Raw genomic sequence first — 16292 nt, 5'->3', positions numbered from 1 at the left:
ATCTTGTACAGAGATATATCCGAAAACAGCCCTGTCAGGTGCCGAAATTAACCTTTCGTCTCTCACATCGGCAAAGAGCGGCTATCCTTTAATTATCAACAAAAGGAGGCAAAAATGTCTGATTTCGGTACTGATAAAAACACCCAGTTTGCTGAAGAAAAAGCAAAAAATAAATTTGATGAACTTGCAGGTTAAGCGCAGCAGCAGTTTGGTGAATTCGTTGATTCACCAAAGCATCAGGTAAAAGGTGCGGCTAAAAAATATGCCGCGCAGGCCAGCGATGCCGTTTCTGATGTCACTGAAGCTGTCAGAAATAATCCCCTCACCGGCCTCGTCGCAGCAGGTGCAGTCGGTATTGTCCTCGGCCTGTTACTCGGTCGAAAATAACCAAAGGCCCTTCGGGGCTTTATTTTTACTTAACTAAACAACCTGACCATGCGATCTAACTCTTCCTCTTTCACGGCACGCGATAAATAATACCCCTGAAAGTTTTTGACGCCCAACGCGACTAATTTCTCAAACTTTTCTTCACTATCAACCCCCTCTGCAATACAGTCCGTGCCGGTCATGTCGCTGTAAAGCTGTATCGCTTTAATCAAGTTATAGTCATTGTCGTTTGCCACAAAATGCTCAACAATGTCCCGATCCAGCTTGAGTCCATCAAAATGCACCTGCCGCACCGGGAACATGGTTTGATGATCAGAGAAACAGTCATCCAGAAACAATCGACACCCTGTATTACGTAAATGCCGCATGGTTTCAGGGATCCGTTTGTCCTTCGTCACGTCAATATCTTCTGCAAATTCAAAGACCAACTTTTCGGCCCATTGCGGTTTGAGCAGCATGTTGATCGCTTTCCTTGCCATATCAGGCAATGCATTTCCTGAGGCCAGACGAGGTGGGATGTTAACTGAGAAATAGTATTTCCCATTATACTTATTAATCCCCGAAACGGCGGCATGGATGACTAGCGCTGTTATTTTTAACCATATCTCGTGATTTGAGATATCCATGAGAAAACTGGCTGGCTTGACAATTTTACCGTTTTTATTCCAGCGAATCAGTATCTCAAAACCTACACCTTTTTTGTCACGATCGGTGATAATCTGATAGGTTGGGAATATGTCTTTTTTATGCAATGCATTAAAAATCTCTGCTTCCTTATCCGTAAATTCCGTATTTTGACTCCGTCTTTTAATATTCCCCTCCACTTTGAAATTATGCGGATCGTGTAGCCATCGCTTAATTAAGCGTAATTTCAATACGCCTTCCTTACGGTGGGTATAAACCGTTTTATTAGAGAGTCCCATTCTGTCGCACATTTCTTTTACGGACATGCCGCGGTAGAAATTTAGCAATACGTCAATCTCTCTTCTTGTTAGCCACTTAATATTTTCATGCGAAGAAATATCTATATTGCGCTCGCATAATAAACGCGAGCGGTCCTTAAACACATTATGATGGGTGTGAAAACAGGTTATTACATCTGAAACGCGAGCTAAGCGAATCAATGCTAATTGATAGCTGTTATTTAAAAGACAGCCCAGTGTGCGATACAGCCAGCCATCCGGTATGTCACTATAGAGAGTGACACGTCGAATAACGGGGAGTGCATTGAGCACGGACGCCAGTCGCTTCAGGCTCTCCAGGAGATTGACAATACCTTTTCCGAGAAACGCCACAATGTGAGCATTCTGATTTAGAAGGATATTTTCCACATCCTGTTGGGATGCCTCATCCCCGTCAAAGTGAATATGCGAAGCCTGTATTCCGTACTGGTTAAGGATCAGACGATATCCCTGGAACGTAAAACCGCAGGCTGAGATGACAAATTTTTGTTCATCGCACGCCCCATTTCTGAGAGAAATTTTGTGGGTCATAACCTGCTCCTGGGCACTAAAGCGCCATTTACATTTGTGAATGCGTACAATTTAACGCACCTGTTATAAACATTAATTTTACAGTACAGCCTCAGGGTAAGAAACAGTTATCAGCCGAACTCACAGGAACATCTTTGCGTTAATCACCGCCGTTTAAATATACTTTTCTTTTCAAATAATAACGGCAAATATCTCATTCTCAGGGTATAATGAGAATTCCGAAAAAGAAGACTGAAAACGTCGTCTATCGGCTCATTCAAAATACGAGAAAAATGCTATGGATAATCACATCTCATCCAGGGCCTTGCTACATCGAAGGGATGTTATAAAGAACAATCCGCGATTCGGTGAGGCAATATTAGAGCACTACGCAATTAATGACACCATCTACAAAAAACAACCTTTGTTCTACAAGACCATGCTGCAGGAATCACGATTTAACATTATTCTCTCCATGTGTTGTTTTATTTTTGGAAATCAGGCCGAGTCAGTTTCAGAGATTAAAGAGTTATGTTCTCGCTATAAGATAGCCAGCCCCAACAGCGTTATTGCTATCATTACGATACTGAGAACCACTGGACGCATCAGGACCTGGCGCTGCACGGAAGACAGACGCAAAACGAGAATCGCGCCAACCGAAAAAGGGTTGAATGAACTTAAGCGTTATATGTCCGGCGCCTTTTTACCCGTCAGCATTCTTTATCCAGCATTTAATATTAACGTTAACCTTCTGGATAATGATATTTTGAGAAACAACTTCTTTCGCCGTGCGGCCGAATATCTCTTTCGGGGATTAACGTTCAGAAAGGTTTTACCTGAAGTGGGGTTATTCATCGATAAAGATGGCGGTCGTATGATTATGCTTTATATTTACTTGCAGGCCATGAAAAACAAATCTGCTCACGGTGCAATCATTGACTATTCAGCCAGCACGCTCGCAAAAGAGTTTTTTGTTTCACGTATCCACGTCAACCGAATCATTAAATCGGCACAAGAGGCGGGCTATCTTAAAGATCATGGTGATGGTCGGATGTCGATATACCCGGCGTTTATCGAACTTGTCGAAAATTATGCCGGTTTATATTTTGCGTATGTTACGCATTACATCAACGTTGTACCTAAAGAGCGACGCCACGCTCACAACGTGACGTCCACGGTATAATCCAGCAGGCGTTCGGTATCCCGAACGCCAATCATCTATCGTTCCCGCAGCGCCTCTTTTGCCTTGTTCAGTGGTTTCAACAGATAATCCAGAATGGTTTTGCTGCCCGTTTTAATATCAACGGTGGCAATCATCCCCGGAAAGACCGGAAATTCCTGACCTTGTTTGTTGGTCAGATGATTACTGTCAGTACGAATATAGACGCGATAGTAGTAGACATCTCTTTTCACCTCATCCTGCAAGGTGTCCGGCGAAATCATGGTCACTTCCCCTTCCAGCCCACCGTAAATGGAGTAGTCATAGGCCGTAATTTTCACCAGCGCTTTCTGGCCTGGATGAATAAACGCCACATCGCGCGGCGAGATTTTCGCTTCGACAACCATCTGATCGTCAAGCGGGACCAGACTCATTAGCTTACCGTTCGGCGGGATAACGCCTCCCACGGTCGTGACGTCAATGTCCTTGACGATCCCACGAACCGGTGCATTGAAGGTCAGCCGGGTCAGGGAGTCCTCACGCCCTTTCATCACCGAACGCTGGGCTTCAATCTCCGCATTGGCTTTCGCCAGCTCTTCACGGGCGCGAACGTAATACTGGTTTTTCATCTCGGTGATTTTATTCTCAAGCTCATTTTTTTGACGTTCAAGACGTAACACCTCAACCTTGCTGGCCGCTCCCTGGGTCACCAGTGGACGGGTTAACGACAGCTCACGCTGCACCAGTTCGGTGCCCTGACGCAATCCGGCCAGTCCTTTTTCGAGGCTCTCGCGACGGGACTGGTAGAGCGCCGTTTCCTGTTTGACCAGCTCAACGTCGTCATCCAGCTCATCCGGAAACGCGAGTTCCGTGTCGTTCACCTCGGCCTTCAGGCGCGCCGCCGTTGCCAGCGCCGCATTCAGGCGAGATTCACTCTCCAGCACGCTCGACTCGGTTTTCGTCCGGTCAAGCTGCGCGAGCTGCTGCCCGCGTTCCACAATGTCACCTTCGCGCACCATCAGGCTGTGGATAATACCGCCTTCCAGAGACTGAATGACCTGCTCATGAGAAGACGGTATGACCTTGCCGCTGCCGGTCGTCACTTCATCAAGATGGAACAGGCTTGCCCAGGCGATAAACACTGCCAGCAGGGCGAACAGCGACCATGCCACCAGTGACGAACGCGGCAGGCGTGGTTCCTTCAGTCGGCTATTGAAACGAGAAAAATCATTCATGCCGCGCCCTCCTCGGCAACCGCCGCGGGCTTCATGGTCACGGTGCGCTGCGCGGCTTTCTGCGGCGCCATACCGTGCTGATGCAGGATCGCGTCGCGCGGACCGTCCATCACCACCTTACCGTTTTCCAGCACAATGATACGGTCGACCAAATCCAGAATCGGCAGGCGATGCGTCGCCACGACCAGCGTCCGGCGCTTACCCAGCCATTTATGAAGATGTTGAATAAACTGCTTCTCGCTCATTTCGTCCAGCCAGGCGGTAGGCTCATCCAGCAGCAGGATATTCGGGGAGGTGATCAGCGCGCGCGCCAGCAGCAGCGCCTGACGCTGGCCACCCGACAGGCCAGCCCCGCCCTCGTTGATGATATAGTTCAGCCCCATTTTCTGCTTACGCACAAACTCCAGCGCGCCGCTGTTGACCAGCGCCTGATGAATCTCGTCGTCTGTCGCCAGCGGGTTCCCCATCAGGATGTTGTCCCGCACGGAGCCAAAGAACAGCCGGGCCTGCTGGCTGAGCAGCTGCATGTCGCGACGCACGTCGGCCGGGTCCAGATGATTGAGGGCAATATCGTCCAGCAGGATGCTGCCCTGCTGAGGCTCCTGCATGCCCGCCAGCAGCTGCAGCAGCGTGCTTTTACCGGAGCCATTACGCCCAAGCACCGCCACGCGTTCTCCGGCACGGATCTGCAGCCTGCTGATGTTGAGCACGGTGAGTTTCTCTTCCTCGTCGTAATAAAACCCGACGTCCTCAAGCGCATAGTCGCCGCGCAGGTGGGCTTTATGCACCTTCTTGCCGTGCTGCGGATCGTCAATCGGACGCTGCATCAGGTCGTCCAGCCCCTTGCGGGCCACTTTTGCCGACTGCCAGCGCGAGAGCACGCCTGAGATCTGCGACAGCGGCGCGATGGTGCGTGATGCCAGAATCGAGGTCCCTACCAGCGCACCGGTGGTCATGTCACCACTGATAACCAGGTAACAGCCCACCAGCAGCACCACTGCATAAACAATGGACTGCACCTCCTGCGTCCAGGTGAGCAGCAGGCCCGTCAGCCAGCGCTGCTTCATGCCGACGCTGGCAGCGACGTCGTTGGTGTTATTCCACTGGTTCTGGAAACGCTGCTCGGCGCGCATCAGCTTAATGTCTTCAATACCCTGCACCGCTTCCACCAGCGTGGCGTTACGAATGGCGGATTCACGCATCCCTTCGCTGGAGAGTTTCCCCAGCGGACGCTGCACCAGCAGGCCGGGAATAAGCAGCAGCGGCACGGCGAGCAGGACCACCAGCACCAGCGGACCGCCAATCATCCACAGAATAAAAACGAACAGCAGGAAGAACGGCAGATCGGAGATGGCCGCAATGGTGGTGGAGGTGATCAGCTCGCGCACCGACTCCAGCTCGCGGATCTGGGCAATAAACGATCCGGTTGATTTGGAGCGTGCGCCGTTTTTAATCCGCAACGCGTGGGCAAAAACGCGTTCCGAGATACGCAGGTCGGCGCGTTTCCCCACCACGTCAGAAATATGCACGCGCAGCATGCGCATGATGAATTCGAACACGATGGCAATCATCACGCCGCCAAACAGCACCCACAGCGTGGCTTCCGACTGCGACGGTACCACCCTGTCGTACACCTGCATGGAGAAGACCATACCGGAAAGCGCCAGCACGTTAGCGACCAGCGCCACCAGCATAATGTCGCTGTAGCGTCGCCAGTCTTTCAGCGCCAGCTGCCAGAACCAGTTTTTCTCATACGGTTTGATGTAGTCGTCCACGCGGGCATCCGGCGTGGATTCGAGCGGGCGCAACACCATCAGCCCCTTTAACCGTGCCCCGAGTTCGTCACGCGTCAGCGTCGTCTCCAGCCCCGCGTCGCCGCTAAACTGCAGGCTGACGTTGCCTTCGCTGTCCATGCGGTTAATGACCGCGATTTGTCCGCCGGTGAATTCCGCCAGCAGCGGCAGGCGCCACGGATCGAGGGATACCGCTTCAGCCGCCACCATACGCACCCCCAGACCAAGCTGGCGTGCCATCTCCTCCAGCACCAGCTGGCGCGGAGACTGACTTTCATGATTAATCGTGACCCGAACATGCTCCGCAGAGAAATCCAGCCGATAGTGTTTTGCGATGATGAGCATGCCCTGCAGCCAGGGTTCGTACTGTGGATGTGTCTTCATAATCTCCGGGTTAACGCAATTCGTGTAAAAGAAACGCCAAAAGGCCGCGAGGATCGCTCCCCGCGGCGTTGTTTTACGCAATTAACAGTTGATGATTTGCCAGCAGCGTCGCCAGATCCGTCTGCACGCCGTTCAGCGTCACCAGGGTGGTTGGCGAGAACTGACCGCCGCTGCCGTCCAGGTCAACCTGGATCTCGGTATTGCTGCCGTTCTGCACCACGCGGATGTAATCGCTGATATTGCCCGCGCTGCTGTCCAGCGTGGCCACGCCGTTCACATAGCTCGCCGAGCCCGTGCCGGTATAACCGCTGTCGGAGAGCAGATCGCGCAGGTCAATACGATCCGTGTCCGCTGTCCCTTCCCAGGTGCCGACCGTAAAGCCGTTCACCACGTCGTGACCGTTACCACCCGTTGCGTCAGACGCGTTGATCAGCTTGTAGAGCAACGTATCGTGACCGCCGCTGCCGATGTTGAAGGTGTCGTTGCCGCCGCGGCCTTCGAACCGGTTATCACCGCTGTTGCCGGTAATGACGTCGTCGAAGTTCGAACCGTTGATCCCCTCAATGTTGAGCAGTCGTGACGTACCAAACCCGGTGTCCTGCGCGGTAGAGAGGCGCAAATCAGCGGTCACGCCGGAGGTCGCATTGCGGTAATCCACCACGTCCATCCCACCGGTGTTGCTCCAGGTGTCGTAGTCGGAATGGGTATTCCAGCCGCCGGAACCGTTGTAGGTATAGGTGCCATCCTCTGCGATAAAGGTGTCGTTATACCCGGTCCCGGTGATAGTTCCGCTGTGGCCGCCGGTGGCTGCTTCGGCCGTCAGGACGTAGCCCTCTTTGCCGTTGCCCGCCTCCAGACCGCTCCAGGTGACGTTATCCGACACGCCGTTGGTGATCTTCAGGATCTCAGCCGAATAGGTTTCATTTGGATCCAGCCCGTAGAAGCTCACCAGCGCAGAGGTATCGTTCGAACCGATACCGGACTGGGCGTTGATGATCTGCGAGGCCACCAGCACGCCCGCGGCGTTGTACAAATTGACCGTGTTGCCGTAGTAGGCGTTGATGCCCTCGCTGTCGACAATGTGCAGGTGCATCGCGGTGCCGTCAGCAATGGTTTTGCTGTTTTGCACCAGCACCACCTTGCCGTTCTGCTGAGAGACCAGCAGATCCTGCGCGCCGTCCCAGTTGTAGTCCACTGCCGCCACGCCGGTGACGTTCGCCAGGCCCGAAGCCAGTTGGCTTGAGGTCCAGGTAGAGCCGTAACCGTTGTTGGTGAACAGGGTCGCCGTCTGCGAACCGCCGTAGGTGCTGAGCTTGATGATGTCCATCTGCCCGTCACCATTCCAGTCCACCGCAACCGACAGATATCCCGCCGTGGCGTTAGAGGCTTCCACCGCGCTCTTGGTGGCTGAGAGCTTCCCGGTACCGTCGTTGTAGTAAATCACCCCGCCGTTGTTGTTGTAGCTGCTGCCCAGGTACAGATCCATGTAGCCGTCGCCGTTGAAGTCCGCCCACGTCATTGACGCCGCCGTGGTGGTATTCGAGGCGTTTGCCACAAACACGTTGGTCAGGTTCTGACCGATGGAGAGCGTGCCGTTACCGTTGTTGTTGATCACGGTTAACGAGTACGCGCCGCTGCGGTTAGTGTGCTGGACCACATCCACGGTGCCGTCATTGTTAATATCGACGCCGGAGATCTCACGCATGGTGGTGAATTGTCCCCAGAAACCTGCGCCGCCGTAGCTGCCGTCAGGCGTGAGCACCCCATTGTTATTGATCAGATAGGTAATGGAGTCTGCACCCGCATCGCCATACGCCAAATCCAGATAGCCATCGCCGGTTTTGTCGTACGCAATCACGCCGCCGTACCAGATGGTGGTCCCCATCGCCAGCTGGCTGGCGTTATAGGTGCTGCCATCGTAGGTCCACATCACCTGCGTGGATCCGCCGTAGGTGTTTTCCGTGGCGAAGATATCCTGCGTGCCGTTACGGTCAAAGTCAGCGGCGGTCTGGCTCACCACGTAGTAGCCGCGGGTGTTGGTCAGCGTATTGCCGGCATAGGTCGAGCTATCGCTGCTGGAGTAAGACTGGCCGTTAGCAATGATATTCCACAGACCGCTGCTGTTCATGCCGAGGGTCATGGTGGAGTTGTTGCTGTTCCCCGCCGTGGTCGCCCAGTCGGTATTCACCGAGGTGGTATCAATCACCAGGCTGCCGGTCGCCATGCCCGTGGTATTGCCGTTACCCGCGCTGCTCTTCACCTGCGCCGTCACGCTATAGCTCGACACGCTCAGCGCATCTCCATCCGGGATCTGCAGATACCAGGTGTTGTGATCCGGGTCGACCACCACCGCGCCGCCGGTCTGGGAGGTGTAGGTTTTTCCGTTCACCGTTACCGCCAGGTATTCACCGTTCACCAGGTCAGCGGAGACGGTACCGCTGACAATCGGCGTGGTATCCGACGTGGTCTGCGCGGTAATCGCCGCCGTGGTGGTCGGGATGCTGGTATCGACGTTCAGCACAAAACCGTCCGATTCCGTGTAATTACCGGCCCTGTCGGTGACGCGCACAATGTAGGTGTGGTTGCCATCGCTCAACCCATTATCCTGGAAGGACCAGCTTGCGCTGCCGTTCATGGTCACCTGGCCGAGCAGGACCCCGTCACGATAGAGCTGCACAATTTCACCGTCGTCCGGGGCGCGGTTAAGCGTGCCGTTGATCAGCGGTGAGTTATCGTCCGTTGCCACCGCGCTGCCAAAGGTACCCTGACGCTCGCCTTCGCCGTCGGTGTAGCTCACTACCGCGCCCACCGTGGTTGGCGGCGTAGTGTCCACCGTCACCACCTGAGAAGCGGTAGAGCCGACGTTGCCCGCCTGGTCGATAATCCGCACCTGGTAGGTGTAATCCCCGTCAGGCAGATCGCGGGTATCGGTGTAGCTCCAGCGCTGGTTGGTGACCGTGGTATCGAGCCAGGTATTTCCGCCATCCAGACTGATCTGTACGCGCTCGTCGTTTGCCAGCGCGCTGCCCAGCGAACCGTTGATCGTCAGCGTGGTGTCCATGGTGATGAAGTCACTCCCGGACTGGCCGGTATCTTCACTGATGCTGTCAACGGTGATGCCGTACTGCGGCGCCTGCGTATCCACCGTCACCGCCTGCGCGGTGGTGGCCCCCACGTTCCCCGCCTGGTCGACGACCCGCACCTGGTAGTTATGACTGCCGTCGGTCAGGGTACGTGTGTCGCTGTAGCTCCACTGCGTACCGCTGACGGTGGCGTATACCCAGGTGCTGCCGCCATCCATGCTCACCTGCACGAATTCACCTGCCCCCAGCGCCGCGCCGAGCGTTCCGTGCAGCGTGTACGAGGTCGAACTGGTCAGGAAGTCGTTATTGTCAAAGCCGGTATCCACGGTGATGTTATCCACGGTCACCGTAATCGCCGCATCCGGGGCGACCGTATCGACGGTCACCTGCTGATGGGCGCTGGCGCCCACGTTACCGGCGGCATCCACCACGCGAACGTAGTAATCATAGGTCTGGTTACCCAGCGTACGGCCGTCCACGTAGTACCAGCTGTTGCCGGTGACGATCACGTTCTGCCAGGTGACGCCGCCGTCGATGCTGATCTGGGCATACTCGCCGTCGGCCAGCGTCGCACCGAGAGACCCATGCAGCGTCAGGGACGTATCGTTAGTGATAAAGTCGCTGCTGCTCAGGCCGGTATCGTCGCTGATGCTGTCAATAGCGATGGTTTTACTGGCGTCCGGCGCAACTGTATCAATGGTCACCACCTGGCTGGCGGTGGCGCTGATATTGCCCGCGTCGTCAATCACGCGCAGCTGGTAGTTGTAATCCCCGTCAGCCAACGTGCGGCCATCGACATACGTCCAGCTCAGGCCGCTGACGCTGACGTCGATCCAGGTGACACCACCGTCGAGGCTGATCTGCGCGTGGTCGCCGCTGCCCAGCGCCGCGCCGAGCGTCCCTTTCAGACTGATCTGGTTGTCGCTGGTGATAAAGTCGCTGCCGGACAGCCCGGTATCCTGGGTGATGGAGTCAACCGTAATCGTCGTTGCCACAGGCATGGTCATGTCAATCACCACGTCCTGGCTGTCCGTCGCCCCCACGTTGCCCGCGTTATCGATAACGCGCACCTGGTACTGATACGTACCGTCCGTCAGGGTGCGACCATCGGTGTAGCGCCATGTGGTGCCGGTCACGGTCAGGTCAATCCAGGTGGTACCGCCGTCGAGGCTGATCTGCGCCTTCTCGTTATTGCCGAGCTGCGCGGTCAGCGAGCCGTTGACCACGACCTGGCTATCGTTGGTGATGAAATCACTCGCGCTCAGGCCGGTGTCATTTTGCAGCGAATCAATGCCGATCCCCATCGACGGCGCGGTGAGATCCACGGTGACGCTGTGGTTATCGCTGCCGCTGTTGCCGATGGTGTTGCTGACCTGCGCATTAATGACATACGAACCGCCGTCTGCCAGCGCGGTCACGTCTGCACCGCCGACCGTATAGCTCCAGGTGCCGTCATTCTGGACGGTTGCCGCATAGGTTTTACCGTTCAGCGTAATGGTCACCGTCTGGCCCGCCGGGGCGTCGGTGGTGCCGCTGACAATCAGCGGCGTACCGTGCTCGGCGGCGCTGACGATATCGTCCTGCGCAAAGGTGTGAATGGTGATGGTCGGGACGTCACCGTTGAGCGTCACGTCGTGCGTTGCGCTGCCCGGGTTGCCCGCCTTGTCGCTCACCGAAGCGGTGATGGTGTAATCCCCGTCGCTCAGGCCGAGGAAATCACGGCCTGGCACGAAGACCGACCACGATCCGTCCGCCCCGACGGTCGCCTGATAGCTGTGCCCGTTGAAGGAGATGGTCACCGTCTGGCCCTGTTCCGCCGTAGTGGTGCCACGGATGGTCTGGCCCGCCAGTTGCTCCGCGTTGTTGACAATATCGTCATCGGCCACGGTGCTGATGGTCACGATTGGTGCGACGGTATCGACCGTTAAGGTGTGCGTGGTCTGGCCGCTGTTGCCGGCTTTGTCGTTGACCGAGGCGGTCACCGTCAGCGCACCCTGGCTCAGCGCAGCCAGATCGGCTGCCGGCACGTCGAGCGTCCAGGTGCCGTCGCTGCCGACAAGCGCAGTGTAGGTTTTGCCACCCAGCGTCACGGTGACGGTCTGACCCGCCTCCGCGCTGGAAGAGCCGTGCACGGTCAGCGGCTGCTGCGCTTCTGCCGCGTTCAGCATGTCGTCAACCGACAGCGTCGCAATGCTCACCACCGGCGCAGTGGTATCCACGCTGATGCTGTGCGTCGCCGACGCGCTGTTGCCCGCGCTGTCCTGTGCCGATACAGATACCTGATAGCTCGCGCCATCGGCCAGGGCACCCACGTCTGCGGCCGGTACGGTGGTCGTCCAACTGCCGTCGCTCTGGATGGTGGCCGTATAGGTCTTGCCGTTCAGCGTCACGGTAACCTGGGTCCCGCTGGCGAACTGGGCGCTGGAGCCGTTAATCACCAGGGACGAACCGGCTTCAGCCGCGTTGATGACGTCGTCACCGCTAACGGTGTTCACCGTCAGCGCCACGGAGGCCGTGTTTACCACCACGTCGTGAGTCTGGGTACTGCTGTTGCCCGCGCTGTCGGTAATCGTCGCGCTGAGGGTCACGGTGCCGTCGGTCAGCGCGGAAATCACGCTGGCCGGAACGCCCACACTCCAGTTACCGCTGGCGTCAACGGTGGTGGTGTACTGGTTCGACCCGATGGTGATGACCAGCTTATCGCCGACGCTCGCGCCGGTTGCCGTGCCGCTGACAATCTGCGCCTGCCCGTGCTCCACGCTGTTAATGACGTCATCGCCCGCGACAACGTTAAAGCTGACGGTCGGCGGCGTGGTATCAAGCGTAATCGCTTTGCCCGCGCTGCCCGGGTTACCCGCGGCATCGCTCACGCTGACCTGCACGGTGTAGCCGTTATCCGCCAGAGTGGACAGGTCGGTGCCCGGCACGTTCACGCTCCAGATGCCGCCCTGCTGCACCTGCGCGGTATAGCTCTTACCGCCCAGCGTCACGGTGACCGTCTGCCCGACTTCCGCCGTGGTGGTGCCGGAAATGGCCACGCCCGCAGCCGCTTCGCTGCCGTTAATCACGTTGTCGCCTGCCACCGTATCAATGCTCACGGTTGGCGCGGTGGCGTCCACGCTGTACTCCCGGCCCGCCGAGGCGCTGTTGCCGTGCGCGTTGGTGACGCTCACCTGCACGCTGGCATCGCCGTCCTTCAGGCCCGCGAGATCGGAGGAAGGCACGGTGGCCGTCCAGTTACCGTCAGCGTCCACTTTCGCGGTGTACGTCTTGCCGCCGAAGGTGACGGTAACGGTCTGGTTTTCCTCCACGTTCGAGGTACTGCCGGACAGCACCAGATCCGCGCCTTTTTCCGCCGCGTTAATCACGTCGTCGGTAGCAATCGCATCAATGCTGATAGCGACTGCGGCCAGATCGACCGTCACGTCATGGCTGATGGTCACCGGGTTGCCCGCCGCGCTCTGGCCAATAACGGTCACGGTGACCGTGCCAGCAGCCAGGGCCCCGACATCTGCCGCCGGGATCGCCGCGCTCCAGGTACCGTCTGCCAGCACGGAGGCCGCATAGGTTTTGCCATTGACGGTCACGGTGAGCGTGGTGCCTGCCGCCAGCCCGTCGCTGGAGCCGGTGACAATCAGATTCTGCCCGTGCTCGATGCTGTTAATCACGTTATCGCCCGCCACGGTTTCAATACGCAGGCCCGGCAGGCTGGCGTCTATAGCGATTTCGCGCTCGCCCGTTCCCGTATTGCCGTGGCCGTTGGTCACCGTCGCCGACACCGTCAGGTCGCCGTTGCCCAGCGCCGTCAGGACAGACTCCGGCACGCTCACGGACCAGGTCAGATCGTTCTGTACCGCCGCGGTGTACGTATTGCCGCCGAGGGTCACGGTGACGGTATTGCCCGCTTCCGCGTTTGCTACCTTGCCGCTGATGGTCTGGCCCGCCGCCACTTCCGCCGCGTTGATGACGTTGTCACCCGCCACGGTGTTGATGGTGACGGTCGGCAGCGCGGTATCCACCAGCAGGTTCGCGGTGTTATTCACGCTGTTGCCCACACCGTTGGTGGCGGCGGCGTTCAGGGTGTAGCTGGCTTCGCCGAGACCCGCCAGGTCCGCCGCCGGAACGGCCAGGCTCCAGGTGCCGTCCGCCGCCGTCGTGGCCGTGTAGTTTTTACCGTTGAGGGTCACGGTCACCACGGTGCCTTCCGCCAGGTTGGCGCTGGTGCCGCTGACGCTCAGATCCTGACCTTTCTCCGCCGCATTGAGCACGTTATCGCCGCTGATGGCGTTGAACGCCACGGACGGCAGGCCGGTATCGACGGTCACGTTATGGCTGCCGGTACCGGTATTGCCCGCCGCGTCGGTGACTGATGCAGTGACGGTCACGGTGCCGTCGCTGAGGCCGGAAATGACGCTGGCCGGTACGCCCACGCTCCAGTTACCCGCCGCGTCCAGCACGGTGGTCCAGGTCTGCCCGCCGATGGTGACGGTGACCTTATCGCCCGCTGCCGCGCCGGTGGCGGTGCCGCTGACGATGTGCGCCTGAGCGTGCTCAGTGATGTTAATCACGTCATCGCCTGCAATGGTGTTGATGGTCACCGCAGGTACGGTCACGTCTACCGTCAGGTTGCGATCGGCCGACGCCGGGTTGCCCGCCTTGTCGCTGACGCTCGCCGTCACGGTGATGCTGCCGTCGCCAAGCGCTGCCAGATCCGCCGCCGGAACGTTCAGCGTCCAGCTGCCGTCCGCGCCTGCGGTTGTGGTGTAGTCTTTACCGTTCAGCGTCACGGTCACGGTCTGGCCCGCTTCGGCGGTGGTGGTGCCGGACACGGTCAGATCGGCCTGAACTTCTGCGGCATTCAGAATATCGTCGGTCGCCAGGGTATTAATGGTCACGGACGGCGCGGTTGCATCCACGCTGTACTCGCGGCCCGCCGAGGCGCTGTTGCCGTTCACGTTGGTGACGCTCACCTGCACGCTGGCGTCACCGTCCTTGAGGTGTGCCAGATCCGCAGACGGCACGGTGTAGGTCCAGTTACCGCTGTCGTCTACTGTCGCGGTATAGATTTTGCCGTTCAGGCTGATAGTCACGGTTTGCCCGGCTTCCACGTTGGTGGTCGCACCGGACAGCACCAGATCCGCGCCCTTCTCCGCCGCATTAATCACGTCGTCGGTGGCAAGCGCATCGACGCTGATGGCAACGCTCGCCAGATCCACCACCACATCGTGACTGATGGTAATTGGGTTGCCCGCAGAGCTGTCGCCGGTAACGCTAATTTTGACGGTGCCTTCCGGCCACGCGCTCACGTCGGTGGACGGGATCGCCGCACTCCAGGTGCCGTCCGCCAGCACCGTGGCCGCATAGTCTTTACCGTTGACGGTGACGGTCAGCGCCGTGCCTGGTGCCAGCCCGTCGCTGGAACCGGTGACAATCAGGTTCTGCGCGTGCTCGATGCTGTTGATCACATTGTCGCCCGCCACGGTATCCACGCGCAGTCCCGGCAGATTAGCGTCGATAGCAATCTCGCGTTCGCCGGTGCCGGTGCTTCCGTGGCCGTTGGTGACGGTCGCCGTTACGCTCAGGCTGCCGTTGCCCAGCGCGGTCAGCACGTCAGACGGCACGTTCACGGACCAGGTCAGATCGTTCTGCACCGTTGCGGTGTAGCTGTGGCCGCCAAGGGTGACGGTAACGGTATTGCCCGCTTCGGCATTCGCCACGGTACCGCTCAGGGTCTGGCCTGCCGCCACCTCCGCCGCGTTGATGACGTTATCGCCCGCTACGGTATTGATGGTCACGGTCGGCAGCGCGGTGTCCACCAGCAGGTTCGCGGTGTTGCTGACGCTGTTGCCCACGCCGTTGGTGGCAGTCGCGTTCAGGGTGTAATTGGCCTGACCGAGACCGGCCAGATCTGCTACCGGAACAGTCAGGCTCCAGGTACCGTCTGCCGCCGTCGTGGCCGTGTAGTTTTTACCGTTGAGGGTCACGGTCACCACGGTGCCTTCCGCGAGGTTAGCGCTGGTGCCGCTGACGCTCAGATCCTGACCTTTTTCAACGGCGTTCAGGACGTTGTCATCGCTGATGGCGTTGAAGGCCACCGATGGCAGGCCCGTATCAACGGTCACGTTATGGCTGCCGGTACCGGTGTTGCCCGCCGCGTCGGTGACTGACGCAGTGACGGTCACGGTGCCGTCGCTGAGGCCGGAAATCACATTCGCCGGTACGCCCACGATCCAGTTCCCCGCTGCGTCCAGCACGGTGGTCCAGGTCTGGCCGCCAATCGTGACGGTGACCTTATCGCCCGCTGCCGCACCGGTGGCGGTACCGCTGATGATTTGCGCCTGGCCGTGTTCTGCGATGTTAATCACGTCATCACCCGCCACGGTGTTGATAGTCACCGCAGGCACGGTGATATCTACCGCCAGGTTGTGATCCACGGACGCCGGGTTACCCGCTTTATCGCTTACCGATGCGGTGACGGTGACGCTGCCGTCGGTTAACCCAGCCAGATCCGCCGCCGGGACGTTCAGCGTCCAGCTGCCATCTGCGCTGACGGTTGTGGTGTAGTCTTTGCCGTTCAGCGATACGGTGACCGTCTGGCCCGCTTCGGCGGTACTGGTACCGGAAACGGCCAGATCGGCCTGAACTTCGGCGGCATTCAGAATATCGTCGGTCGCCAGGGTATTAATGGTCACGGACGGCGCGGTTGCATCCACGCTGTACTCGCGGCCCGCCGAGGCGCTGTTGCCGTTCACGTTGGTGACGCTCACCTGCACGCTGGC

General features: G+C 58.0%; 5 protein-coding genes and 1 pseudogene. 2 read left to right on the top strand and 4 right to left on the bottom strand.

The annotated features are described in order from the left end of the window. The first annotated feature begins 114 nt into the window (after window positions 1–114). Window positions 115–387: pseudogene (locus tag FU672_RS23930) on the top strand (ElaB/YgaM/YqjD family protein). A 29-nt stretch (window positions 388–416) separates the two neighbouring features. On the opposite strand, the gene FU672_RS23925 reads toward FU672_RS23930, so the two are convergent. After that, window positions 417–1880, bottom strand: coding sequence for an EAL domain-containing protein (locus tag FU672_RS23925; protein WP_148245104.1), 1464 nt, complete (start codon window positions 1878–1880; stop codon window positions 417–419). Between the two features lie 277 nt (window positions 1881–2157). Between FU672_RS23925 and FU672_RS23920 the strand changes: the two genes are divergently transcribed. Continuing rightward, entirely contained in the window at window positions 2158–3042 is an 885-nt protein-coding gene (locus FU672_RS23920; RefSeq protein WP_148245103.1) for a helix-turn-helix domain-containing protein, read from the top strand. Between the two features lie 35 nt (window positions 3043–3077). Here the strand turns inward: FU672_RS23920 and FU672_RS23915 are convergent, their stop codons facing one another. From FU672_RS23915 to FU672_RS23905, 3 genes are all read right to left on the bottom strand, one after another. Continuing rightward, on the bottom strand, window positions 3078–4253 hold the full coding sequence (locus FU672_RS23915; RefSeq protein ID WP_148245102.1) for an HlyD family type I secretion periplasmic adaptor subunit: 1176 nt from the start codon (window positions 4251–4253) through the stop codon (window positions 3078–3080). Next, window positions 4250–6430 carry a type I secretion system permease/ATPase gene (locus FU672_RS23910; protein WP_148245101.1) on the bottom strand — a complete coding sequence of 727 codons (2181 nt, stop codon included), beginning with the start codon at window positions 6428–6430 and terminating at the stop codon, window positions 4250–4252. Before FU672_RS23910 ends, FU672_RS23915 begins: the two co-directional genes overlap by 4 nt. A 73-nt stretch (window positions 6431–6503) precedes the next feature. Next, window positions 6504–16292: Ig-like domain-containing protein (locus FU672_RS23905; RefSeq protein WP_148245100.1), on the bottom strand; the 9789-nt coding region annotated here is incomplete at its 5' end.

The sequence above is a fragment of the Enterobacter asburiae genome (assembly GCF_008080435.1).
In the GTDB taxonomy this organism is placed as follows: Bacteria; Pseudomonadota; Gammaproteobacteria; order Enterobacterales; family Enterobacteriaceae; genus Enterobacter; species Enterobacter asburiae_C.
This window is presented reverse-complemented; position numbering and strand designations above follow the sequence as displayed.

Bases quoted from the DNA above. Each gene is read 5' to 3' on its own strand.
- FU672_RS23915 (WP_148245102.1), bottom strand. From the start codon at position 4,253: ATGAATGATTTTTCTCGTTTCAATAGCCGACTGAAGGAACCACGCCTG.
- FU672_RS23910 (WP_148245101.1), bottom strand. From the start codon at position 6,430: ATGAAGACACATCCACAGTACGAACCCTGGCTGCAGGGCATGCTCATC.
- FU672_RS23925 (WP_148245104.1), bottom strand. From the start codon at position 1,880: ATGACCCACAAAATTTCTCTCAGAAATGGGGCGTGCGATGAACAAAAA.
- FU672_RS23920 (WP_148245103.1), top strand. From the start codon at position 2,158: ATGGATAATCACATCTCATCCAGGGCCTTGCTACATCGAAGGGATGTT.